Origin of the sequence: Anaerococcus urinomassiliensis (assembly GCF_900128425.1) — a bacterium.
Taxonomy (GTDB): Bacteria; Bacillota; Clostridia; order Tissierellales; family Peptoniphilaceae; genus Anaerococcus; species Anaerococcus urinomassiliensis.
In genome coordinates, this window is record NZ_LT635782.1 from 130,934 (window position 1) to 153,920 (window position 22,987).

At 34.5% G+C, this 22,987-nt stretch carries 24 protein-coding genes; 20 read left to right on the forward strand and 4 right to left on the reverse strand.

Annotated elements, in window-relative coordinates:
* Positions 1-228 precede the first annotated feature (228 nt).
* The 6 genes from BQ7474_RS01625 (at position 229) to BQ7474_RS01645 (ending at position 5,660) form a co-directional block, all read left to right on the forward strand.
* Positions 229-2,073 carry a flavocytochrome c gene (locus tag BQ7474_RS01625; protein WP_073997324.1) on the forward strand — a complete coding sequence of 615 codons (1,845 nt, stop codon included), beginning with the start codon at positions 229-231 and terminating at the stop codon, positions 2,071-2,073.
* A 105-nt stretch (positions 2,074-2,178) separates the two neighbouring features.
* The gene (locus tag BQ7474_RS01630) at positions 2,179-2,634 is read left to right on the forward strand and encodes a membrane lipoprotein lipid attachment site-containing protein (RefSeq protein ID WP_073997325.1); all 456 of its coding nucleotides are present in this window, start codon (positions 2,179-2,181) and stop codon (positions 2,632-2,634) included.
* A 103-nt stretch (positions 2,635-2,737) separates the two neighbouring features.
* Positions 2,738-2,887 carry a hypothetical protein gene (locus BQ7474_RS10585; protein WP_159429539.1) on the forward strand — a complete coding sequence of 50 codons (150 nt, stop codon included), beginning with the start codon at positions 2,738-2,740 and terminating at the stop codon, positions 2,885-2,887.
* Positions 2,877-3,602, forward strand: a complete 726-nt coding sequence (locus BQ7474_RS01635) for a copper homeostasis protein CutC (RefSeq protein ID WP_159429540.1) — start codon at positions 2,877-2,879, stop codon at positions 3,600-3,602. Before BQ7474_RS10585 ends, BQ7474_RS01635 begins: the two co-directional genes overlap by 11 nt.
* A gap of 1 nt (position 3,603) precedes the next feature.
* Complete coding sequence (locus tag BQ7474_RS01640; RefSeq protein WP_073997327.1) at positions 3,604-4,551, forward strand: glycosylasparaginase; 948 nt, start codon at positions 3,604-3,606, stop codon at positions 4,549-4,551.
* Between the two features lie 2 nt (positions 4,552-4,553).
* On the forward strand, positions 4,554-5,660 hold the full coding sequence (locus BQ7474_RS01645) for a Sapep family Mn(2+)-dependent dipeptidase (RefSeq protein WP_073997328.1): 1,107 nt from the start codon (positions 4,554-4,556) through the stop codon (positions 5,658-5,660).
* Between the two features lie 23 nt (positions 5,661-5,683).
* On the opposite strand, the gene BQ7474_RS01650 is transcribed toward BQ7474_RS01645, so the two are convergent.
* Positions 5,684-6,259, reverse strand: a complete 576-nt coding sequence (locus tag BQ7474_RS01650; RefSeq protein ID WP_073997329.1) for a xanthine phosphoribosyltransferase — start codon at positions 6,257-6,259, stop codon at positions 5,684-5,686.
* Positions 6,260-6,381: 122 nt separating this feature from the next.
* Between BQ7474_RS01650 and BQ7474_RS01655 the strand changes: the two genes are divergently transcribed.
* The 4 genes from BQ7474_RS01655 to BQ7474_RS01670 all read left to right on the forward strand — a co-directional run bounded on the left by BQ7474_RS01655 (position 6,382) and on the right by BQ7474_RS01670 (position 9,411).
* Positions 6,382-7,656, forward strand: coding sequence for a M18 family aminopeptidase (locus BQ7474_RS01655; protein WP_073997330.1), 1,275 nt, complete (start codon positions 6,382-6,384; stop codon positions 7,654-7,656).
* Positions 7,657-7,665: 9 nt separating this feature from the next.
* Complete coding sequence (locus tag BQ7474_RS01660; protein WP_073997331.1) at positions 7,666-7,962, forward strand: MTH1187 family thiamine-binding protein; 297 nt, start codon at positions 7,666-7,668, stop codon at positions 7,960-7,962.
* 67 nt (positions 7,963-8,029) lie between these two features.
* On the forward strand, positions 8,030-8,596 hold the full coding sequence (locus BQ7474_RS01665) for a helix-turn-helix domain-containing protein (RefSeq protein ID WP_073997051.1): 567 nt from the start codon (positions 8,030-8,032) through the stop codon (positions 8,594-8,596).
* Complete coding sequence (locus tag BQ7474_RS01670; protein ID WP_073997485.1) at positions 8,560-9,411, forward strand: IS3 family transposase; 852 nt, start codon at positions 8,560-8,562, stop codon at positions 9,409-9,411. The genes BQ7474_RS01665 and BQ7474_RS01670 overlap by 37 nt, the downstream gene beginning before the upstream one ends.
* A 72-nt stretch (positions 9,412-9,483) precedes the next feature.
* On the opposite strand, the gene BQ7474_RS01675 is transcribed toward BQ7474_RS01670, so the two are convergent.
* Positions 9,484-10,803, reverse strand: coding sequence for an NCS2 family permease (locus BQ7474_RS01675; RefSeq protein ID WP_073997333.1), 1,320 nt, complete (start codon positions 10,801-10,803; stop codon positions 9,484-9,486).
* Between the two features lie 111 nt (positions 10,804-10,914).
* On the opposite strand from BQ7474_RS01675, the gene BQ7474_RS01680 reads away from it, so the two are divergent.
* From BQ7474_RS01680 to BQ7474_RS01690, 3 genes are all read left to right on the forward strand, one after another.
* A complete protein-coding gene (locus BQ7474_RS01680) occupies positions 10,915-12,159 on the forward strand; it encodes a hemolysin family protein (RefSeq protein ID WP_073997334.1) in 1,245 nt (414 codons plus the stop codon).
* 9 nt (positions 12,160-12,168) lie between these two features.
* Positions 12,169-13,818 carry a putative manganese-dependent inorganic diphosphatase gene (locus BQ7474_RS01685; RefSeq protein WP_073997335.1) on the forward strand — a complete coding sequence of 550 codons (1,650 nt, stop codon included), beginning with the start codon at positions 12,169-12,171 and terminating at the stop codon, positions 13,816-13,818.
* A 72-nt stretch (positions 13,819-13,890) separates the two neighbouring features.
* Positions 13,891-14,406, forward strand: a complete 516-nt coding sequence (locus BQ7474_RS01690; RefSeq protein WP_073997336.1) for an NUDIX hydrolase — start codon at positions 13,891-13,893, stop codon at positions 14,404-14,406.
* A gap of 24 nt (positions 14,407-14,430) precedes the next feature.
* On the opposite strand, the gene BQ7474_RS01695 is transcribed toward BQ7474_RS01690, so the two are convergent.
* Entirely contained in the window at positions 14,431-14,643 is a 213-nt protein-coding gene (locus tag BQ7474_RS01695) for a DUF1858 domain-containing protein (RefSeq protein WP_073997337.1), read from the reverse strand.
* 97 nt (positions 14,644-14,740) lie between these two features.
* Here BQ7474_RS01695 and BQ7474_RS01700 point away from each other — a divergent pair, with 97 nt between their 5' ends.
* From BQ7474_RS01700 to BQ7474_RS01715, 4 genes are all read left to right on the forward strand, one after another.
* Positions 14,741-15,127, forward strand: coding sequence for a hypothetical protein (locus BQ7474_RS01700; protein ID WP_073997338.1), 387 nt, complete (start codon positions 14,741-14,743; stop codon positions 15,125-15,127).
* Positions 15,128-15,181: 54 nt separating this feature from the next.
* On the forward strand, positions 15,182-17,020 hold the full coding sequence (gene htpG / locus BQ7474_RS01705) for a molecular chaperone HtpG (protein ID WP_073997339.1): 1,839 nt from the start codon (positions 15,182-15,184) through the stop codon (positions 17,018-17,020).
* An 8-nt stretch (positions 17,021-17,028) separates the two neighbouring features.
* A complete protein-coding gene (locus tag BQ7474_RS01710; RefSeq protein ID WP_073997340.1) occupies positions 17,029-18,411 on the forward strand; it encodes an aminopeptidase in 1,383 nt (460 codons plus the stop codon).
* A gap of 94 nt (positions 18,412-18,505) precedes the next feature.
* Positions 18,506-18,745, forward strand: a complete 240-nt coding sequence (locus BQ7474_RS01715; protein ID WP_073997341.1) for a Veg family protein — start codon at positions 18,506-18,508, stop codon at positions 18,743-18,745.
* Positions 18,746-18,912: 167 nt separating this feature from the next.
* Here the strand turns inward: BQ7474_RS01715 and asnA are convergent, their stop codons facing one another.
* Positions 18,913-19,926, reverse strand: coding sequence for an aspartate--ammonia ligase (gene asnA, locus BQ7474_RS01720; protein WP_073997342.1), 1,014 nt, complete (start codon positions 19,924-19,926; stop codon positions 18,913-18,915).
* Positions 19,927-20,176: 250 nt separating this feature from the next.
* On the opposite strand from asnA, the gene BQ7474_RS01725 reads away from it, so the two are divergent.
* From BQ7474_RS01725 to pstA, 3 genes are read left to right on the forward strand one after another with little or no spacing between them, the layout of a single operon-like run.
* Positions 20,177-21,187 (forward strand): substrate-binding domain-containing protein, encoded by a 1,011-nt coding sequence (locus BQ7474_RS01725; protein WP_073997343.1) that lies wholly within the window; start codon positions 20,177-20,179, stop codon positions 21,185-21,187.
* Between the two features lie 3 nt (positions 21,188-21,190).
* The gene (pstC, locus tag BQ7474_RS01730) at positions 21,191-22,051 is read left to right on the forward strand and encodes a phosphate ABC transporter permease subunit PstC (protein ID WP_073997344.1); all 861 of its coding nucleotides are present in this window, start codon (positions 21,191-21,193) and stop codon (positions 22,049-22,051) included.
* Positions 22,052-22,073: 22 nt separating this feature from the next.
* The gene (gene pstA / locus BQ7474_RS01735; RefSeq protein WP_073997345.1) at positions 22,074-22,886 is read left to right on the forward strand and encodes a phosphate ABC transporter permease PstA; all 813 of its coding nucleotides are present in this window, start codon (positions 22,074-22,076) and stop codon (positions 22,884-22,886) included.
* Positions 22,887-22,987: the final 101 nt, after the last annotated feature.

Below are 22,987 nucleotides of genomic sequence, written 5' to 3' on the forward strand. Positions count from 1 at the left end.
AGTATATCTAATCAATAAATTGCTCAAAAGTTTAGAATTTTGCTTTTAATATTTATATTAGGGTGTAATATTCCTTTGAGCAATACTATATTGTGCTTATATACCTAGCAAAACAAGGACATTGCAAAATAATGTTAAAGTTTCAAGTCTTGTTATTTAGAAGCCTTGTATATATTTGAGATCTTTGTTAGTATATAAGCACTATAATACATAACTTCAGGAGGGATTATGAAGTACAAAAAAATATTACCATACATATTATCATTCTCTATGCTTTTAACAGCATGTGGAGGAAATGGAGCTGACAATAAGCCAGCAGAAGAAAAGACAGAGACAGAACAAACAGAGCAAACAGAAGTAGAAGAAAAAGAAACTACTGAGACTGAAAGCTCTAAAGAAGATGCAACAGGGGAAACATTTGAAGGTAAGGCAAAAGGCTTTAAGGGAGATGTTATAGCTAAAGTTACCTTTGATGGAGACAAAATAGCATCTATTGAAACAGAAAATGAAGAAACAGAAGGTCTTGGCGCTGCTGCTATCGAAAAACTTATTCCAGAAATGGTAGATAACCAAACAGTTAATATAGATACAGTATCTGGAGCTACATTCTCATCAACAGCCCTAATTGAAGCTGTAAGCGCAGCAATTACTGAAAGTGGCAGAGATGTTGCTGACTTTCAAAATGAAGTTGCTGGCGACAAAGAAAAGACAGAATCAAGTAAAGACGTTGACGTTGTTGTAGTTGGTGGTGGTGGAGCAGGATTTGCAGCTGCAGTAACCGCTAAAGAAAACGGCGCAGATGTAGTATTACTAGAAAAAATGCCACAAGTTGGTGGTAACACATTAATCTCTGGTGGAGAATACGCTGCTCCAGAAAACGACCTTCAAAAAGAAGAAGGAATCGAAGATAGCAAAGAACAATTCGCGAACGATGTAAAAGAAGCTGGCGGAGATCCAGAACTAATAGATGTCCTTGCTGATCATGCAACAGAAGATGCTTATTGGCTACGTGACGATATCGGAGTTGAATGGTTAGACAGCCTAATGTTCTTTGGTGGACACTCTGTAAAAAGATCACTAATACCAGCAGCTCACTCAGGTAACGAACTAATTAAAAATTACCTTAAAAAATGTGAAGAACTTGGCATTGAAGTAATCACAGAAGCAGATGTCAAAGAGATTCTTACAGAAGATAACAAAATCACTGGAGTAAAAGCTGAAACTGATGATGGAGAATTGACAGTTAATGCTAAATCAGTTGTTCTTGCAACAGGTGGTTTTGGTTCAAACGATGAAATGACATATGAAAACGACCATGAAATAGACGAATACGTAAAATCAACCAACTCACCAGGAGCTACAGGTGATGGTATCATCATGGCAGAAGCTCTAGGTGCAGATACAGTAGACATGGATAAGATCCAACTATATCCAGTATGTGACCCAGAAACAGGTAGACTACTATATGTAGGAGATACAAGACTTGTTGGTGGTGCACTACTAGTAAACAAAGAAGGAAAGAGATTTGTTGAAGAATTAGGAACAAGGCGTGAAATCTCTATGGCTATCAAAGCTCAAACAGACCACGTTGGTTACCTACTTTGGGATGAAAAATCAAACGAAGTAACAGGAACAATGGCATCAAACCCAGGGGAAGCTGAAGAACAATTCGATAAAGGAAACCTTGTTAAAGCAGACACAATCGAAGAGTTAGCTGAACACTTTGACCTTGACAAAGACCAATTACTAGAAACAGTTAAGACATTTAACGAAAACTCTAAAAATAAAAAAGATCCAGAATTTAACCTAAGAATGCTAGGATGGACTGTAGAAGAAGGGCCATACTATATGCTAAAAGCAGCGCCAGCAGTTCACCACACAATGGGTGGTTTGAAAATCAACACAGAAGCTCAAGTAATAGACAAAGATGGCAACCCAATCGAAGGTCTATACGCAGCAGGTGAAGTAACTGGTGGAATCCACGGATCAAACAGACTTGGATCAGCAGCTATAGCAGATATCACAGTATACGGTAGAATAGCTGGTGAAAACGCAGCAAACTTTGCAAAATAGAAGAATATCAGAAAGAAAGAGGAGATAATCCTCTTCTTTTTTTGTGTATTGACTTACTAGGAAGATGAGTATATTATAAAAAACAAGAAGTAAATGGAGGCTCTTATGAAAAAAATTATTCTTATGCTAATTTCTTTATTTTTACTAAGTGCTTGTAATAAAGATGAAAGCTATGAAATTAAATTTGCTACTGGTGAAGTTTATAATTTTGAAGATTTGACAGTTTCTATAATAACAGACGAAGAGAAAATGATAGAAAAGGATATCTTTACGAGTTTTAATGACAAAGAAAAGACAAAAAAGATAGTTGACCTTTTGGCAAGATGCCAAGTAGCAGACGAGTCATATTCATATGCATCTATCCCAGATTCTAATAGTCTTATTATAAATTTAATAAATGATAATAAAGAGGAGAGTATTTATATGTACGACTCTATAAGAGATGAGTCTACAAATAAATTTCACTATACTTTTTATGATAATCTTGGCGATTACGAAACCCCAACCCTACTATCTGATGATGATTTGATTTCTCAAATAAAAGATATTGTGGGCAAATGATTGATGACTATAACTGGAAGATGAGCGTCTCATTTTCCAGTTTTTTTATTATAGTAATATATTCAGGGTAAATATATTATAAGAAGCATGAAGGAGAGTAAAAATGAGATCTTTGGGCATATCCATGTATCCCGATAAATCTGACAACGGTGAATTAAAGAAATATTTAAAATCTGTCTATAAGAAGGCAGGGGAATATTCATTTTTCAATCACATTTATGGAGAGGTGATAAATTTATATGATGAAACTTGAGATATGTATAGATTCACTAGAATCATTAGAAAATGCAATAGATGCGGGTGCAGATAGGGTAGAGATTTGTTCGGCTCTTTTTGCCGATGGATTAAGTCCTGACCTTGGCCTGGTGTCATATGCTTGTAAGTATGAAAGAATTGAAAAATTTGTAATGCTTAGACCTCGTGATGGAGATTTTACCTACGATGAGAAAGAAATAAAACAAATAAAAGAAACAATCAAAGCCTACAAAAATTATCCTATAGATGGCTTTGTTTTTGGTGCTATAAAAGAAGATGGTTCACTAGACATAGATTTGCTTAGAGAAGTAGTAGACTTAGCAAAGCCGTATCCTGTGGCCTTGCACAGAGCCTTTGATTATTCTAAAGATGGCGAGAAAGCGGTTAATCAATTGATTGACATGGGTATTATAAGGATATTAACCTCTGGCAAGAAATCAACAGCTATAGAAGGTCTAGACTTAATTTCACATATTCAAGAAGAATATGGCAAGCAAATCGAAATTATGGCTGGTTCTGGGGTAAATCCTACTAATATTGGGAAGATTTATGACAAAAGTAAAATTACAAATTTCCATATGTCTGGCAGAGTCAAAAAAGAAAACAATATTACTTACAAATCTGACCTAGAATTGCCAACAAAGGGGAAATTTGTAACAAGTTTTGCTTTGGTTAAAGAAGCCAGGGAAGTTTTGAACAAACTAGGAGACTGATATGTGGGCAATAATTGGAACTTGGGCCATGGTGAAAAATGGCCTAGAAAAAGCAAGTGAAGTTTTAAAAAACGGAAAAAGAAGCAAAGAAGCTATAAAAATAGCTATAAACGATGTGGAGGACAATCCATATTTCAAATCAGTAGGCTATGGGGGGCTTCCAAATAGAAATATGGAAGTAGAATTAGATGCTGGTTTTATGGATGGGGATACTTTCGATATAGGTGCTATTATGGCTGCTAAAAATATCAAAAACCCCATAAATCTTGCTATGAAGCTTTCAAAAGAAAATTACAACAATATCTTGGCTAGTAGTGGAGCAGAGGCATATGCAGACCAAAATGGCTTTGAGAGATGCAATATGCTCACAGACAGGGCCAAGGATAAATATTTTGCTAGGCTTAAAGAAGATCAAATAAAACTTTCCGCCTACGACGGATCTGATTATGATGCTGCTGATACAGTTTGTGTTTGTGCCTTGGATAATAGTAAAAATATATCTGTAGGAACCTCAACATCAGGACTTTTTATGAAACATCCGGGCAGGGTGGGAGATAGTCCGCTTGTAGGATCTGGATTTTATGCAGATAGCGAATATGGAGCGGCAGCTGCTACAGGTATGGGCGAAGACCTTATGAGACATCTGATAAGCTATGAAGTGGTAAGAAATATGAAAGATGGCCTAGATGCCCAAGAATCTTGCCAAAAGGCCATGGAAGAGATTGATAAGAAACTAAAAGCAAAGAGAGAGATTTCTGATTTATCCATCATAGCCATAGATAAAAATGGCAATATGGGGGCAGCAACCAATACCAAGGAATTCTCCTTTGTATATGCATCAGAAAAAGAAAAACCTACAATTTATCTTGCAAAAAATATCCACGGAAAAACTTCTATAGAAAAAGCAAGTGAAGATTGGTTTGAAAATTATATGTCAACTAGAAGGTGACTATGAAACATTTAAGTGAATTCGAAAATAAATTAATAGCTGAGATTGACAGATTAAGAGATGATCTAATTTCTGACATAATAAGCCTGATAAAAATTCCAAGTGTCAAAGGAGAAGCTAAGGCAGATGCTCCTTATGGACCATACCCTAAAAAAGCTTTGGAAAAAGCAATGGAAATTGCAAAAAGAGAGGGACTTGAATGCCACTTTGTAGGCAATCATATGGCCTATAGTTCTATTGGCAATTCTGATAAATATATTGGGATATTTGGTCACCTTGATGTGGTAGCAGCTGGTGGCGAAAAAAAATGGACCTACCCACCCTTTGCTGGAGATATTGTTGCAAATAGGATTTATGGTAGGGGAGCCTTAGATAATAAGGGGCCATCTATGGCAGCCTTTTACGGTCTGCTTGCTCTTAAAAACTTAGGATATTCTTTCAACCACCAAGTGAGAATGGTATTTGGCTCTGATGAAGAATCGGGCATGTCTGATTTAAAATATTATCTAGAAAATGAAAAACCACCATTAATGGGCTTTGTTCCTGATAATAAATTCCCTGCTATATATGGTGAAAGGGGAAGGGCAGAATTTAAAATCTCAGGGTCTGGTATTGATGGTTTTTATAATAAATACTTAAGCGAAGAGGAAAAAATAAAAGAAAAATTAGATTTGGATTTTTCAGATCAAAGTTTTGGAGATATCATTGTAAAATCTGCTCAAAAAACTAAGTCATCAATAAGAATAGTCTTATCAACTCCAGAGCTAGAGATAGAAGATTTACTAAATAAAATTAAGGATAAGGCAAAAGGCTTAGATACAGAGCTTATTAAATACTATGAACCTGCCATAAAATCTAGGGATTCCATCTTAGTCTCTACATTAAACAAAGCTTATAACGACTACACAGGAGAAAATATTAGTCTAAATACAACAACAGGCATGACCTATGCCCACTATTGTCCAAATGTAATAGGCTTTGGCCCATCATTTCCAGGGCAAAATGGCATAGCCCATTTGCCAGATGAGTGGATAGACATAGATGATTTGCTAGATATGGCAAAGATATACGCTATCGGGCTTTACAGGTTGGATAAATTAAAAAGCTAGGGGTTAAATTAACCCACTAGCTTTTAGTCTTCTTGAAATTCTATGCCGTCTTCTGAAAGGCTTTTTATTCTTGCTAGGGAATAAACTTCAACTCCCATATCTTCGATGATTGAACGTCCATTTGAGAAACATTTTTCTATAACTATGCCACATCCTACTGGATTTGCACCAGCTTGTCTGATTATGGCGATCATTCCCTTTGCAGCTTGACCATTGGCTAGGAAGTCATCAATCATTAGTACATTTTCACCTTCACTTATGAACTCCTTGTTTACAATAAGTTCGTTCATTACTTGCTTAGTAAAAGAGAATACACTCGAATGGTAAACTTCTTCGCTGGTTGTGAGAGATTGTTTTTTTCTTCCAAAAACACATTTTACACCTAGCTCGCTTGCTGTTGCAAGGGCTGGGGCTATACCAGAAGATTCTACAGTAAAGACTTTATCGATTTTTTTATCTTTAAAATGTTCAGCAAATTCCTTGCCCATCTTAGAAATCAAATCTACATCTATTTGTTGATTTAAAAATGAATCTACTTTTAATATATCATGGCCCAGAACAACGCCTTCTTCTAGAATTTTATCTTGTAATTCTTTCATCTTAACTCCTTCATCTAATTTATGTAAAACTTATTATTTATATTATAAGACTAAAAGAAAAATAGTCAAAGGTTGATTTGCTTAAATTAGGACCAAGTTCTGAAAATGGGTAAGATATAAGTATGAACAGTTTAGAATTTTGTAAAGATTTAATTAATTTTATTGACAGAAGTCCCTTGAATTATTTTGCAGTAGAAAATGCGAAAAATATCTTAAATGAAAATGGATTTAAAGAGCTAAAAGAAAACGAAAAGTGGGAGGTAGAAAAAAATAGTAAATACTATGTAAGTCGCAATGGCACAGCTCTAATTGCTTTTACTGTAGGAGATGATCTAAAAAAAGGTTTTGACATAATAGGATCTCATACCGATAGTCCTACTTTTAAGCTAAAATCTAATTCAGAGATGACAGATTCCGGCTATCTAAAGCTAAATATCGAACCATACGGTGGTATGATTTATTCAACATGGACCGACCGAACCCTATCCTTGGCTGGTAAAGTATCCTACAAAGAAGATGGGGCGATTAAAACTAAGCTTGTAAACTTTGACAAGGACTTATTAACCATACCAAATGCTGCTATTCATATGAATAGAGAAGTAAATAAGGGTTTTGAAATCAATCCTCAAAACCACCTATATCCAATAATTCAAACGATTGAAGAAAACTTTGAAGGTGGATATTTGGAAAAATTATTGGCAGAAGAATTGGATACAGATAAAGACTCTATATTAGACTTTGACCTAGGTCTATATGACAGACAAAAAGGTACAATCATCAACAATATGTACCAAATTGGACGTATAGATAACCTAGGCTCTGTCCATGCATCACTTATGGCCATATGCGATAGTGAGGCTAATAAAAACAATGTCTTAGTACTAAACGATAACGAAGAAATAGGATCTAGAACCCCTACTGGTGCTTTCTCACCATTTTTAAGAGATACACTAAAAAGATTGTGCGAAAAATCCGGTCTAGATGAGGAAGATTTTTATATAGCACTAGCTAACTCATACCTCATTTCTGCAGACCAAGCCCATGCACTTCACCCAAACTTTAAGGAATACCACGACCCAACAAATCCTATCAAAATGAATGGTGGACTTGTAATAAAAACTGCAGCAAATGGTGCTTATTCATCAAACATAGCATCCAATGCAAGACTAATAGACCTAGCAAGCTCTATAGGATCTAATATTCAAAAATTCCACAACAGAAATGACAAGCAAGGTGGATCAACAATAGGACCAATAGCATCAACTGGCCTTGGAATAGTATCAATAGATGTAGGAGAACCAATACTTGCCATGCACTCCATAAGAGAACTAGGTGGCATAGAAGATCACTACGATGCCTATAAGATTTATAAGGCATTCTACGAAACAAATATTTAAGGAGAAGAAATGGCTATACTTGAATTAACATTGGTACCAATTGGAACTGAGTCTACATCTGTGAGTAAATATGTAGCAGCTGCTAGTAAAATACTCAAAGAATCTGGGATAAAGCATGAGTTAAACCCTATGGGCACAGTTCTTGAAGGAGACCCAGACGAATTATTAAAAGTGGTTAGACAAATGCAAGAAGAAGTTTTTGATGCAGGAGCTAAGAGAGTTTATTCTGTTATTAAGATGGATGACAGGAGAGACAAAGAAGCTCATATGGAAGAAAAAATCAAATCTGTTAATGAAAAATTGTAAATTAAAAAGATTGCCGTAATTGATATGTACCCTCTTTACTGGACAAACCAGTAAGGAGGGTATTTTTATGAAATATAGTTATGAATTCAAAAAAGAATGCGTACAATTGTATAGAGAAGGTAAATGGCCTGATACACCTGAAGGAGCTAAAGAAAAAAACTTTCATGATTCAATTAGAACATGGTTTAAGTTAGAAGAACTTCATGGACCAGAAATTTTAAAACACGGAAATAATATTAATTGGACTGCTGATGAGAAATTAGAAATGATATCTAAAGTGTTAGCTGGAAATTCCATAAAATCTATAGCAATCGAAAATGGAATCAATGATGGACAACTTTATTCATGGGTTAACAAGTATAAAAATTATGGATATAATGGTCTTGTGAATAAAAAGAAAGGCCGTAAATCTAAAAATACAAGTATGAAAAATAATAATAACCATAAAGCAAAAGAACTTAATGAATCTGAAAGAGAAGAACTAATAAAACTTAGAGCAGAAAATGAATATATAAAAGCAGAAAACGAAATAATAAAAAAAGAGATCGCCTTGAGAGAAGAACGTTACGCTGCGCAACTCAAGGCGAAAAAGCAGCGATTGTCAAAGAACTCAAAGAAGAAGGATACAGACTAAAATATCTTTTAAAAGCTATTGATATGCCAAGATCAACATACTATTTTGAAATAAACAAAGTTGATAATATAAAGATTAAGAATAGTCATATTGCAGATAAAATAACTCAAATATTTAACTTACACAAAGGAAGATATGGAGTAAGAAGAGTATATATGGATCTGATAAATCAAGGTTATGTCATAAATCATAAAAGAGTTCAAAGAATAATGCATGAGCTAAAACTATTTGGAAAAAGATCTAAGGAAAAATATCACTCATATAAGGGGAAGGTAGGTAAAGTAGCTGATAATATAATAAATAGAGATTTCAAGGCAGATAGACCTCTACAAAAATGGACTACTGATGTGTCAGAATTTAAATTCTCTTGGGGTAAGTGCTACATATCTCCAATACTTGATATGTATACCAATGAGATTATTTCTTACGACCTATCCTTAAGTCCCAACTTAAATCAGATATCAAATATGTTAGAAAAAGCATTTAATAAATTTCCAAAACTAGATAACTTAATTCTACATTCAGATCAAGGTTGGCAATACCAACATGAATATTATGTAAATGAGCTTAAAAGACATGGTATAAGACAATCCATGTCAAGAAAAGGGAATTGCTATGATAACTCCATAATGGAAACATTCTTTGGAAGGCTAAAAAATGAAGTTTATTATGGATATGAAAAGAGCTATAGCTCTTTTGAAGAATTTTCAAAAGTAATAGAGGAATATATTTACTATTACAACAACGAAAGGATTCAATCAAAAACAAAATGGATGCCGCCTACAAAATATAGGTTAGCATCCACTAATAATTAATTAAATATTGTGTCCAGTTTTATGGGTACACATCAAATTTTGTGGCAATCTTTTTTTGCGAATTTTTTGCTCTTATAAGAAAACTGGAACTATATATCTTAGTAAAAATATTACTGCAAGACCATATACAAGTGGACTTACTTCTTTGCCGCGACCTGTTAATAGTTTGATTCCTGCATATGATATCATTCCAAATGATATGCCTTCAGCTATAGAATATGTTGCAGGCATCATTAGTATGGTCATGAATGCTGGGAAAGCTTCTGTAATGTCTGAGAAGTTAATTTCTACTACAGTTGATAACATAAATAATCCTACTACTACTAGAGCTGCTGCTGTTGCTTGAGCTGGGATTATAGAAAATAGTGGGAAGAAAAATGCTGCAATTGCAAAGCATACTGCTGTTGATAAGGCAGTAAGACCAGTTCTTCCACCTTCTGCTACACCAGCAGATGATTCTACAAAGGTTGTAATTGTTGATGTTCCTAGTAAGGCACCTAATGTTGTACCTACTGCATCTGCTAATAAGGCCTTTGATCCATCAGGCAGATTACCGTCTTTATCAAGCATTTTTGCTTTTGTAGCAACTCCTGTTAGAGTTCCTAGGGTATCAAAGATATCTACAAATAAAAATGAAAATAAAACTGAGAACATTTCAAAAGAAAAAATGTTAGAAAAGTCTAACTGAAATGCTATTGGTTTTATTGTTGGTGGTAGGGACATGATAGTATTTCCTTCTGGGAAATGTGTTACTCCTGTGATAAGTCCTACTATAGTTGAAGCTAAGATTCCCCATAATAGGGCGCCTTTAACACCTCTTGCTGTAAGTACTACCATTACGATAAGTGCAAAAAAGAATACAAAACCTTCAGCAGATGCAATGTTTGAAAGCTCTAGAGAGATTTCACCAACTCCAACAATACCAGCGTTTATCAAACCTATTAGGGCTATAAAAAGTCCTATAGCAACTGATACTGCTTTTTTAAGGTTAAGTGGTATAGCATTAAATAATGATTCGCGTATACCGGTGAATGATAAAATTATAAATATAAGACCTTCAATAAATACTGCTGTTAGTGCAAATTGCCAGCTCATACCCATTTGGCTTACTACCGTATAAGCAAAAAACGCATTTAATCCCATACCTGCTGATAGGCCAAAAGGCATATTTGCATAAAAAGCCATACAAAGCATTGCTATTATTGATGCAAGGATAGTTGCCGTAAATACCGCTCCTCCATCCATTCCAGCGTCAGAAAGAATTGCAGGGTTTACAGCTAAAATGTAGGACATTGTCATAAATGTAGTTATGCCGGCCATAATTTCTGTACGGGTATCTGTACCATGTTCACGTAGTTTGAATCTACGTTCGTTAAACGATTCAAGTGCCATTATTTCCTCCTAAAATTTAATGATACAAGGGTATTATACGCAAAAAATTAAAATTCGCTAAAGTTCTTTATTTTTTAAGGGTCATACATTATAATATCCCTAGGAGGATATATGAGTACTAGAAATATAATCCGATTAATAGTAATAATAATTGGAATTTTTTTATCGGCATTTTTCTCATCATCTGAGACTGCCCTTACAAGTGTAAATATATTTAAAATTAGACAAATGGAAAAAAACGGAGTTGCCAAGGCTCCTTTAGTGAAAAAATTAGTGGATAATATAGGATCTGTTCTAACGACAATACTTATAGGAAATAATATAGTAAATATTGTAACTACGACAGTTGCTACTATTTTTTTTACTGAAGTCATGGGAGCTCGCGGAGCGGTTATTTCTCCAATCATTCTTACAATTGTTATCCTTATATTTGGCGAGGTAACACCAAAAAATATAGCTACTGCAAATAGCGAAGAGCTGGCTCTAAGGGTGGCTAGGCCAATTAGATTTTGTGATATTATTTTAAAACCAATTAATTTTATTCTAGGAAAGATTACAGGAGCTATTTCAAAGGCCCTAATTGGGGAGAAGGAAGAAACTAGCATAGTTACAGAAGAAGATTTGAAGACCATAGTTGATGTATCTGAAGAACAGGGTGTCATCAATAACGAAGAAAGTGAAATGATAAATAATGTCTTTGAGTTTGGCAATTCTGACGTGTCAGATATCATGACTCCAAGAACAAATATGGAAGCTATATCCCTTGATTGTACTGAAGAAGAACTAAATGACCTATTAAGGAACACTAATCACTCTAGGATACCTGTTTATGGGAAGAACATTGATAATATAATAGGTATCTTACATATGAAGGATATTGTTTCTGCCATTGCGGAAGGAAAAGATTTAGATCTTGCAGAAATTGTAAGGCCTGCCTTTTATGTTTATGACAATATGCACATATTTGACCTGTTTACAAATATGAGAAGCGAAAATGTATCCCTTGCTGTGGTCATTGATGAGTATGGTGGGACTAGTGGACTTGTTTCAATTGAAGATATAGTTGAGGAGCTAGTTGGCGAAATTGACGACGAGTATGATACTGATGACAAAGATATTTTTAAAGTAAACGAAAATACCTACCTAGTAAAACCATCCCTACATTTAAGCGATTTTAACGCGTATTTCAACTTGGACATTCAAGAGATTAAAAATGACTCCATAGGAGGCTATGTTATAGACCACTTATCGAGAATTCCTGTTGAAGGGGATATGGTTGATGTTGATAATATTAATATAATAGTGGATAAGGTTGACAGATACAAAATTGAAATGTTAAAAGTTGAGTTTATTTAAGGAGAGAAGATGAAAGAAACTGTTTACATCACCGGACACAAGAATCCAGACACTGACACAATCGTAGCAAGTCTTGCCTATGCTGACCTAAAAAATAGACAAGGAGATGTTCATGCTATTCCTATTAGATTAGGAAAGCTTAACCCAGAAACCAAATTTGTCCTAAATTATTTTGGACTTGAAGCTCCTCTTCTTAAAGAATCTATGCTCTTACAAGTAAAGGATATAAATATTGATAAGTCCTTTGCTATAGACCCATCCATACCTGTAAGGACAGCTTGGAACATCTTTCAAGAAGGACTAACCCACTCTTTATCAGTAATTGACGATAATGGGAAATTAATTGGTATAGCTTCGCTCTCAAATATAACCAAATCATATATGGACGTGTGGGATGACCAGATAATTGGCAGAGCAAACACACCAATTGAAAATATTATAGATGTTTTGAAAGCAAAACCACTTGTAATGCCAAAAAATCCAAGCAAATTAGATGGCAAGATGACTGTCATGGCCATGAATGACGATGATCCAGACTTTGATTCATACTTTGGTGAAGGCGAAATAGTTATCCTAGGTAACCGAACAGATTATGTAGAATATCTAATCGCTAGAAAGGCTTCCCTAATCATTCTTACAAATGGTTCTTCAATGGATGAAGACCTCAAGGACTATGCATATAACAACAATGTAACAATTTTATCCACAGAATTTAATACATTTATGACCTCTCGTCTCTTACCAATGACAATACCAGTTGGCCATGTTATGACTACAGGAGATTTGATATATTTCTCTGAAAATGACACCATTGATCAAGTAAGAGAAGTCATGGGGAAATCTAGATTTAGATCATATCCTGTTGTTGATAGCAACAAAAAAGTTGTAGGATCAATTTCTAGATACCACCTCATCTCATCAAAAATGAAAAAACTAATTCTAGTTGACCACAACGAGAAGAACCAATCAGTAGATGATATTGATCAAGCAGAAATAATTGAAATTATCGACCACCATAGGGTAGCAAACATATCTACAACAGCACCTTTATATTTTAGAGCTGAACCAGTAGGTTCAACTGCAACTATTGTTTCAGAAATGTATTTAGAAAGTGGACTTAGACCTAGCAAAGAAATAGCCGGCATACTATGTGCGGCAATCATATCAGACACCTTGCTATTTAGATCTCCAACAACAACTGATGTCGATAGACGTATGGTCGATAGAATGAGCAAAATTGCTGATATTGACGTAGAAGACTTTGCAAATCAAATGTTTAAGGCTGGTACCTCTCTAAAAGAAAAATCTCCAAAAGATATAGTAGAAGGCGATGTAAAAACTTTCACTATTAGTGGTGAGAATGTCAGAGTTGGCCAAGTGATGACTATGAATCCAGAAGAGCTAGAACCTTTTAGGGAAGAGATAGTTGGTCTTATGGAAGAAAAAATTCAAAAAAACGGTGAATCAACCTTTGTTCTGGTCTTAACAGATATATTCAATGAAACAAGCGAATTACTTGTTGTAGGTAAGCATATTGAAGATATTGAACAAGAGTTTGGCCACAAGGTAACAAATGGAACAATATCAGCTCCTGGCGTATTAAGTCGTAAAAAACAAGTAATACCTAGACTAACAAACGCAATGACTGGTAGTAACTAAAAATAACCTAGCTTCGGCTAGGATTTTTTATATATTAGACTAATTGGGTAATAATACTCTAGGAGTGATATCATGGAGATAATGGATTTATACGATGAGAATAGACAAAAAACTGATAGAACTTATATAAGAGGATCTGCCCAGCCAAAGGGTTTTTATAGGATGGTAGTTCACGTTTGTATATTTAATAAACTTGGCCAGCTACTAATCCAACAAAGAACTCTAAATAAAAAGATGCCCGGCCTTTGGGATGTGACTTGCGGGGGAGCAGTATCAACACATGAATCTTCACAAATGGGAGCTAAAAGAGAGCTTTTTGAAGAGTTGGGTCTAGATATAGATTTTAAACACATAAGGCCACTTGTAACGGCCAATTTTCCTATGGGCTTTGATGACTTTTATGTAATCAATAAAGATGTTGACATAGATAGTCTAATCTTACAAGAAGAAGAAGTATCAGATACCAAATGGGCAAGTCTTGACGAAGTGCTCAATCTTAGAAGAGAGGAAAGATTCGTAAGATATAAGGAAAGTTTCATAAGATTTCTGTTTGATCTAAGCAAAGACAATAGATATGTAGAAATATAAAAACTCGAAGTTAAAACTTCGAGTTTATCTATTTAACTGGTCAAGTAGGTATTCACAGTCCATTCCGTGAACCATGCATGCTTCTTCCAATGTTTCATACAGTGAAGATGGGCAAGCTATGCATCCCATACCGGCCATTAGTAGTGTATTTATAGTTTCTGGCTTAGCTTGGATAATCTCACCTATAAGCATATCGCGGGTGATTTCAACTGTGCCAGTTGTATTTGTATTTTCCATTTAAGCGCCCCCTTTTCTTATGATTATGTTACTCCAATTTGGAGTAAATACAAGTACTTGACTAGGGATTGAGCTTTGTACTTTTTATGGAGGAATGATGGAAAAAGAAGAATTATTAAGAGAAAAAGAAGATATTACAAAGGAAATATTAAAGTTAAGAGAAGATTTAAAAATAGCAAATGACGCTGTAGCAAATGTAGGAAATACAGTTGCTTTCTACAAGGTAGTTACTCCACCTATAATAATTACTCTCCTAATTGGATTGTTAATAAGTAAGGTTATTTTTTTGGATGAAAATAATGTCTTAGTTGGCATCACATTTTTTGTATTTGCCATAAGCCTTTTTATCACAAGCAAACTTTCGCAAAAAAAGATTAAGGAAAATAAGGAAAAATATATAGAAGAGAGGATTGCCATACAAAAGCTTCTGGTAAAAAAAGCAAAAAGACTTGCTGAGATAGAAAGTGAATTAATTGAAAATTAACCTAGGCTTAGTATAGTATTAGCAGTTAGTCTATCAGAGTGCTAAGGAGGTTATATGAAACAAGAGTTCAAAGCTGAAGCAAAAAAAGTTATGGATTTGATGATCAACTCAATCTATACCAACAAAGAAATATTTTTAAGAGAGTTGATATCAAATGCTTCAGATGCACTAGATAAAATATATTACAAGGATTTAAAATCTGACAAAGAAACAAACAAAGAAGATTATTATATAGAAATTATTCCAAATAGTGAAAATAGAACACTTACAGTAGTTGATACTGGTATAGGAATGAATGAAGAAGATTTGAAAGAAAACTTGGGAACTATAGCCAAATCTGGCACCCAAAGCTTTAAGGAAACTGTTGAAAACTCCGATATTAAGGATTTAATCGGTCAATTTGGTGTAGGATTTTATTCTGCCTTTATGGTAGCTGATAAAATTATAGTAAAATCAAAAAAATATGGAGAAGATAAGGCTTATGAGTGGTTTAGTGAAAACGCCGATGGTTTTGAAATTTCAGAAATAGAAAAAGAAAATCACGGAACAGAAATTACACTTTTCCTAAAAGAAAACACTGAAGATGAGAATTATGACGACTATCTAGATCAATTTAGGATTAAAAACCTTATAAGCAAGTATTCCAACTACATCAGATATCCAATCAAGATGGAAGTTAATAAAACAAGACCTGCTCCTGATTCTACAGAAGATGATCCAAAATACGAAGATTATAAAGACTATGATATCCTAAATTCTGAAACGCCAATCTGGAAGAAAAATAAGAATGACCTAACAGATGAGGACTACATCAACTTCTACCAAGACCAACATTTTGGCTTTGACGAACCACTTTCTTGGCTACATCTTAAGGTAGAGGGCATGGTAGAATTTAAGTCTCTAATCTACATTCCCAAAAAAGCTCCTTTTGATTATTATTCAAAGGACTATCAAAAGGGTCTACAGCTTTATACTCACGGTGTAAAGATTATGGAAAGAAGTGAAGACCTTATTGATGATGCATATTCTTTTGCAAAGGGTGTTGTTGAAAGTGATGATCTAACCCTAAATATATCAAGGGAAAGCCTACAACAAGACAGGCAGCTAAGGGTTATTTCAAGACAAATCAACAAGAAAATCAACGCCCATCTTCTTGAAATGATGGAAAAAGAGCCTGAAAAATACGAAGAATTCTTCAAAGAATTTGGCAACAATATTAAAGTAGCAATTTATGAATCATTTGGAGCAAAGAAAGAAGACTTAGAAGACCTACTTTTATTCTATTCAAAAAATGAAGATAAGCTTATATCACTAAAGGCCTACAAGGAAAATATGAAATCAACCGATGAAAATATCTTGTATGCAACAGGTGATTCAATAGAAAAAATCAAGAATTCCCCAGCCATATCAATGGTGGAAGATGGTAGAGATGTCCTACTTTTAGACCAAACCATTGACGAATTCCTAATAAGGATGCTTGATGAATACCAAGGATTTAAGTTTAAGTCTATAGCTGAAGAAGATGAAAAGACAGAAGAAAATACTGATGATAAGGACTTGGTAGAAGAACTATTAAAAGGTCTAGGAGATGATGTAGTTGACATCAAATTTACAGACAAGCTAGAAGATGTACCAGCAATGATCAAACAAAGAGGGGATATCTCAATTGAGATGGAAAAAGCTCTCAAAAATCAACCAAATGCACCAGAAATCAAGGCTGAAAAAGTTCTAGAAATCGGCAAAAACACCAAGGCTTATGAACTTCTACAAAATGCAAAAGATGATGAGAAAAAAGAAATAGTAAATCTCTTGCTAGACCAAGCGAAACTTATAGAAGGCCTAGAAATAGAAGATCCAGTAGAATTTACAAAAAATATTTGGAAACTTATTTAGGAGGAAATATGGAATATAAAAGAAAAAATGTGTGGCTAAATATTGATGATAATGAAAAAAATGAGCTTGAAGAAATATCAAAAGATTATATCAACTTTCTAAACACAGCCAAAACCGAAAGACTTGCTGCCAAGGAAATCATCAAAAGAGCTGAAGAGAAGGGCTTTGTGGACATTAATGAAAAAATTGCATCAAAAAGCCTAAAAGCAGGTGATAAGGTATATGCCCTAAACAAAAACAAGGGTGTTGCTTTATTTGTAATTGGTAGCGAAGATATAGAAAATGGAATGGCTATTGTAGGAGCACATACAGATAGTCCAAGACTTGACCTCAAACCAGTTCCTCTTTCTGAAGATTCAAACCTAGCATATTTTAAAACCCACTATTATGGTGGAGTTAAAAAGTACCAATGGACAACTATTCCACTAGAACTTCATGGGGTAATATACACAAAATCTGGTGAAAAGTTAGAAATTTCAATAGGGGATAAGGACGATGAACCAGTATTTACAATATCAGAACTTCTAATCCACCTATCAAGAAAACTAATGGATAAATCTGCCAGAGAAGTTATAGAAGGTGAACAATTAAAAATATTAGTTGGTTCAATTCCACTAAAAGATGAATCTGACAACCCGGTTAAGAAAAACATCCTAAGAATCCTAAATGAAAAATATGGCATAATTGAAGAGGACTTCATAACAGCAGAATTTGAAGCTATTCCTGCTATCAAGGCAAGAAATGCAGGACTTGATAACTCTATGATAATAGGCCACGGCCACGATGATAGAGTTTGCTCTTACTCGGCCTTAAATGCGATATTAAGTGTAGAAAACCCAAAGAAAACTCTAGTAGGACTCTTTGTTGATAAGGAAGAAATTGGATCAACTGGAGCAACAGGCATGGGATCACACTTCTTTGAAAATACAGTTCTTGAGCTATTAAATATAAATGATAAAGCAAATCTAATATCATTAAAACGTGCCCTAGCTAATTCAAAAGTACTTTCTGCAGACGTAACAGCTGCCTATGATCCAAACTTTAAAGATGTATCAGAGCTTGATAACTCTGCCCAATTTGGATGTGGAGTTGCCCTTACAAAATATACAGGTTCAGGTGGAAAAGGTGGCAGTAACGATGCCAATGCAGAATACTTGCAAGAAGTAAGATCTGCTTTTGATAAGGATGAGGTAATCTATCAGACAGGTGAACTTGGTGCAGTAGATGCTGGTGGTGGCGGAACAATTGCCTATATACTAGCAGAATACAACATGGATGTAGTTGACTGTGGTACTCCAGTTGTCTCAATGCACGCTCCAACAGAATTGATTTCAAAGGCTGATTTGTACTCAACTTGCAAGGCCTACAAAGCATTTTACGAAAATATTTGACAAGGTTGGCTAAACTAGTATAATATATCGTTTTTTGACATTTTGCTATCTATGAAGTATAATTATTATTAGTATTAAATGAGAGGATGATTAGATGGAGCAAAGGTCAGTTAATGATATCAGAAGGCAAGTCAAAGACAATATCGGCAAAGAAGTAATTCTTAAAGCTGATATGGGCAGAAAACGCATCAAAACCAAAACTGGTGTCATTGTAGATGCATTCCCTAGCGTTTTTACTGTAAAAGTTAACAACGATTTTGACGTAGAACGAACAGTTTCATATTCTTATTCAGATATTTTAACATCAACTGTTGAGCTATTAAGTGCAGAATAGAAAGCTGATTTGAAAGAAAATATAAAATTTACCGACAATGATGTTGATTCATTTACCAGAGCTATGAATATGAGCTCTGGTTTTTTTCTTGGAATTTTTACATAAGAAAACCCCTCCATCCGTATTTCGGATTTTGGGGCTAGCTCATATTCTGCTTTCTTTTATATTTATAGTAAGTATATGCCTCTGTTTTCTAGAGCCTTTCTGTGCTGGTCTGGCCAGTAGGATACTTGGACTTCTCCTATGTGTGCCTTTTGTAAGAAGAACATACATAGTCTAGATTGGCCTATACCTCCACCTATGGTAAGAGGTAGCTTTCCTTCTATTAGCATCCTGTGGTATTCGTATTTTAGTCTTTCTAGGTTATTTGAAAGCTTAAGTTGTTCGTTTAACCTGTGTGGATCTACTCTTATACCCATTGATGATAGCTCTATCTGGTTATCAAGGACTGGGTTATATACTATTATGTCACCATTTAGTAGCCAATCGTCGTAGTCTGGGGCGCGGTTGTCGTGCTTTTGGCCGTTTGATAGCTTGCCACCTATTTGCATTAAAAATATTGCCCCATATTCTTTGGCCGCAAGCCTTTCTCTTTCGGTTGCATCCTCGATTTCAGGATATTTTTGTAGTAACTCTTCTGTAGTAATGAAGGTTATTTGATCTTTTAAAAGTTTGTGCCTATCTGGAATAAGTGTAGATAAGTATTCATCTAGAGATTTTAAGGTTCTATATATTACTTCTACTATTTCTTTTAAGTATACTTCGTTTCGATCTTCCTTATTTATTATAAGCTCCCAATCCCATTGGTCTACATAAAATGAATGGGTATTGTCTGGAACTTCGCAACGCCTAATGGCGTTCATATCTGTATATAGGCCCTCGTGAACTTTGAAGTCATATTTTTTAAGGGCGTATCTTTTCCATTTGGCTAAGGAGTGAACTATCTCAAGTTCTTCCTTGCCAGCGTTTGGCACATCAAAGATTACTGGTCCTTCGTGGCCGTTTAGGTTGTCATTTAGGCCAGATTCTGTGGATACAAAAAGTGGCGCACTGACTCTTTTTAGGTTCAAATTGTTTGCTAAGTTTATTTGAAAATAGTCTTTTATTTCTTTTATCAATAGTTGGGTGGTATATAAGTCTTTATTTGACTTATATCCTTGTGGAAAAATTACTTGTGTCATTATTGCCTCTTATCTAATTATTCATTATTTATAAATTATAATTTTATATAATCTAATGTCAAGCTTATGAAATTAGTGTGTTAAAGACATAATATATGTGGATAAAGTACTAATATACTTTGGAATAAGCAATATTTAGCCAATAATTGATTATTTTACATAAATTTTACAAAGGCTTTAACTAATCTTAATTATCTTCCTGTACACTACTTAAGAAAACAAAATTATACAAACTATAAGGAGATTTTTCATGACACTTAAAAATTCAAAAATAATTGCAGCAGCTTTATCCCTAGGATTAGTATTATCTGCATGTGGTAACAACGCAGCTGAAAATAAAAAAGAAGAACCTGCAGCTACAACAGAAGAAAATACAGAAGCTAAAAAAACTGAAGAAGAACCTAAAGAAGAAACTAAAGAAGAAACTAAAGAAGAACCTGCAGCTAAAGAAGCTACAAAAGATACTGCTAATCAAGCAGACTATGACTTCTCAGTAATCTCAAGAGAAGAAGGTTCAGGTACAAGAGGAGCTTTCATCGAACTTGTTGGTCTTGAAGAAGAAGCAGCAGATGGCACAAAAGAAGACAAAACAACAGTTGATGCTGTAGTTCAAAACTCTACAAACGGAGTAATGACATCAGTAGCTCAAGATCCAAATGCTATCGGCTATATTTCTCTTGGTTCACTAAACGATACAGTTAAAGCTGTAAAAGTAGAAGGCGTTGAAGCAACAGAAGAAAACATTGTAAATGGTTCATACAAAATTTCTAGACCATTTAACCTTGCTTACAAAGAAGATAAACTAAACGATATTTCAAAAGACTTCTTAGCTTACTGCCTATCAACAGAAGCTCAAGAAATTGTTAAAGAAGAAGGTTATGTACCTCTAAGCGATACAAAAGCTTATGAAGGAGCTGAAGGTTTAAGCGGTAGCATCACAGTTGCTGGTTCTACATCAGTTACTCCATTAATGGAAAAATTCATCGAAGCTTACAAAGAACTTAACCCAGATGTACAAATCGACCTACAATCTACAGGATCATCTTCAGGTATTGAAGCAACAATAGACGAATCAGCAGACATCGCTATGGCTTCAAGAGAACTTAAAGATGAAGAAAAAGAACAACTTACACCAGAAGTTATCGCAACAGATGGTATAGCAGTAGTTGTTAATACTGAAAGTAAAGTTGAAGATTTAACAGTTGAACAGCTAAGACAAATCTTCTCTGGAGAAATTACAAATACTGGAGATTTAAAATAATAAATGAAAAATTTTAAGGAAAGATTTGGAGAAATCATATTCCTTATATCAGCAGCAATGTCCGTAATACTTATTTTATTGATTATATTCTTTATCTTTAGATCAGGAATAAAATTCGTAAGTAAATACGGACTTGTTCCATTTATAACGGGTTCTAAATGGGCCCCAACAGCAAAGCCTGCTAGCTTTGGAATATTTCCTATGATAGTAGGCTCTATTATAGTAACGCTAGTGTCAACGCTTATAGCCCTACCTTTTGGCCTAGCTGTTTCTATATATATGGCATATTATGCTGATAAAAGTTATGGATTTCTAAAATCACTAATCAATTTAATGGCAGCTATCCCATCGGTAGTATATGGTTTCTTTGCTATGGTTGTGCTTGCACCACTCATAGGAAAGATATTCCGTGCACCACAGTACAATATGCTAACAGCATCCATACTACTTAGTATTATGATTTTGCCTACAATGGTAAATATATCAGAGAACTCTCTGCGTCAAGTACCAAAATCTTTTTATACAGGTTCCCTTGCACTCGGAGCAACAAAAGAAGAAACTATTCACCAGGTTATGATACCATACGCAAAAAGTGGTATTTTCTCTTCGATAATTCTTGCCATAGGACGTGCTATAGGTGAAACAATGGCTGTATATCTAGTAATAGGTAACCAACCGAGAATGCCAGACTCCATTTTAAAGGGAGCTAGAACCCTTACAACAAACATAGTTTTGGAAATGGGTTACGCATCAGGAATGCACAGAGAATCACTAATTGCCACAGGCATGGTGCTATTCTTCTTCATATTAATAATAAATATCTTATTTAATATCATCAGAGATAAGAACGAAAGTAAGCTATAATTATGAAACTAAGGAGTAAAATATGACAAAACCATATAAAATTTTTGTAATGTTATTTACTTTTTTGGCGTATGCTTTTAGTGGAATAATCATAGCTTATATTTTAATCCAAGGTATTCCAAATATATCACCTGGATTATTTGAATGGCAATACACATCAAAAAATGTTTCCATTATGCCAGCATTAGTAACGACATTATTTACAATAATTTTAACATTATTAATAACACTACCAATGGGTATATTTACAGCAGTATACCTATCAAACTATGCAAAAAACAAGCATTTTATAAAAGCAGTAAGATTTTCGACAGAAATCTTATCATCAATCCCATCAATTGTTTATGGTCTTTTCGGTTACTTATTCTTTGTAAGTGGAGTAAACATGGGACTTGGTATGGGATATTCATTGATTGCAGGTTGCTTAACAATTGCAATTATGATCTTACCTACGATTATTAGAACTACAGAAGAAGCGATAAATACAGTAAACCCACTACAAGCTCACGCATCCCTTGCCCTAGGAGCTACAAAAATCCAAACAATATTTAAAGTAGTTATACCAGAGGCTATGGATGGTATCTTGGGGGGTATATTTCTTGCAACAGGTAGGATTGTAGGTGAATCAGCAGCACTGATTTACACGATGGGAACCCAACCTTCTGTACCAACCAGCCTCAAAAACTCAGGTAGAACCCTAGCTATACACATGTATATGCTTTCTTCAGAAGGTTTCCACGTTAAGGAAGCTTACGCAACAGCAGTATTACTGCTAATTTTCGTAATTGTAATCAACTGGATATCAGGTAGAATTACAAAAGAATTAGTTAAATAATAGGAGAATTAAATGGATAAACAAACATTCGAATCTTCTTCTAAATCAAATATCAAAGAACAAGGCCAAGAAGCAAACAATAGTAAAGATAAATCAGAAGA

Excerpts from the sequence above, each read along its gene's own strand:
- BQ7474_RS01625 (WP_073997324.1), top strand. The coding sequence starts at position 229 with ATGAAGTACAAAAAAATATTACCATACATATTATCATTCTCTATGCTT.
- BQ7474_RS01630 (WP_073997325.1), top strand. The coding sequence starts at position 2,179 with ATGAAAAAAATTATTCTTATGCTAATTTCTTTATTTTTACTAAGTGCT.
- BQ7474_RS10585 (WP_159429539.1), top strand. The coding sequence starts at position 2,738 with ATGAGATCTTTGGGCATATCCATGTATCCCGATAAATCTGACAACGGT.
- BQ7474_RS01635 (WP_159429540.1), top strand. The coding sequence starts at position 2,877 with ATGAAACTTGAGATATGTATAGATTCACTAGAATCATTAGAAAATGCA.
- BQ7474_RS01640 (WP_073997327.1), top strand. The coding sequence starts at position 3,604 with ATGTGGGCAATAATTGGAACTTGGGCCATGGTGAAAAATGGCCTAGAA.
- BQ7474_RS01645 (WP_073997328.1), top strand. The coding sequence starts at position 4,554 with ATGAAACATTTAAGTGAATTCGAAAATAAATTAATAGCTGAGATTGAC.
- BQ7474_RS01650 (WP_073997329.1), bottom strand. The coding sequence starts at position 6,259 with ATGAAAGAATTACAAGATAAAATTCTAGAAGAAGGCGTTGTTCTGGGC.
- BQ7474_RS01655 (WP_073997330.1), top strand. The coding sequence starts at position 6,382 with ATGAACAGTTTAGAATTTTGTAAAGATTTAATTAATTTTATTGACAGA.
- BQ7474_RS01660 (WP_073997331.1), top strand. The coding sequence starts at position 7,666 with ATGGCTATACTTGAATTAACATTGGTACCAATTGGAACTGAGTCTACA.
- BQ7474_RS01665 (WP_073997051.1), top strand. The coding sequence starts at position 8,030 with ATGAAATATAGTTATGAATTCAAAAAAGAATGCGTACAATTGTATAGA.
- BQ7474_RS01675 (WP_073997333.1), bottom strand. The coding sequence starts at position 10,803 with ATGGCACTTGAATCGTTTAACGAACGTAGATTCAAACTACGTGAACAT.
- BQ7474_RS01680 (WP_073997334.1), top strand. The coding sequence starts at position 10,915 with ATGAGTACTAGAAATATAATCCGATTAATAGTAATAATAATTGGAATT.
- BQ7474_RS01685 (WP_073997335.1), top strand. The coding sequence starts at position 12,169 with ATGAAAGAAACTGTTTACATCACCGGACACAAGAATCCAGACACTGAC.
- BQ7474_RS01690 (WP_073997336.1), top strand. The coding sequence starts at position 13,891 with ATGGAGATAATGGATTTATACGATGAGAATAGACAAAAAACTGATAGA.
- BQ7474_RS01695 (WP_073997337.1), bottom strand. The coding sequence starts at position 14,643 with ATGGAAAATACAAATACAACTGGCACAGTTGAAATCACCCGCGATATG.
- BQ7474_RS01700 (WP_073997338.1), top strand. The coding sequence starts at position 14,741 with ATGGAAAAAGAAGAATTATTAAGAGAAAAAGAAGATATTACAAAGGAA.
- htpG (WP_073997339.1), top strand. The coding sequence starts at position 15,182 with ATGAAACAAGAGTTCAAAGCTGAAGCAAAAAAAGTTATGGATTTGATG.
- BQ7474_RS01710 (WP_073997340.1), top strand. The coding sequence starts at position 17,029 with ATGGAATATAAAAGAAAAAATGTGTGGCTAAATATTGATGATAATGAA.
- BQ7474_RS01715 (WP_073997341.1), top strand. The coding sequence starts at position 18,506 with ATGGAGCAAAGGTCAGTTAATGATATCAGAAGGCAAGTCAAAGACAAT.
- asnA (WP_073997342.1), bottom strand. The coding sequence starts at position 19,926 with ATGACACAAGTAATTTTTCCACAAGGATATAAGTCAAATAAAGACTTA.
- BQ7474_RS01725 (WP_073997343.1), top strand. The coding sequence starts at position 20,177 with ATGACACTTAAAAATTCAAAAATAATTGCAGCAGCTTTATCCCTAGGA.
- pstC (WP_073997344.1), top strand. The coding sequence starts at position 21,191 with ATGAAAAATTTTAAGGAAAGATTTGGAGAAATCATATTCCTTATATCA.
- pstA (WP_073997345.1), top strand. The coding sequence starts at position 22,074 with ATGACAAAACCATATAAAATTTTTGTAATGTTATTTACTTTTTTGGCG.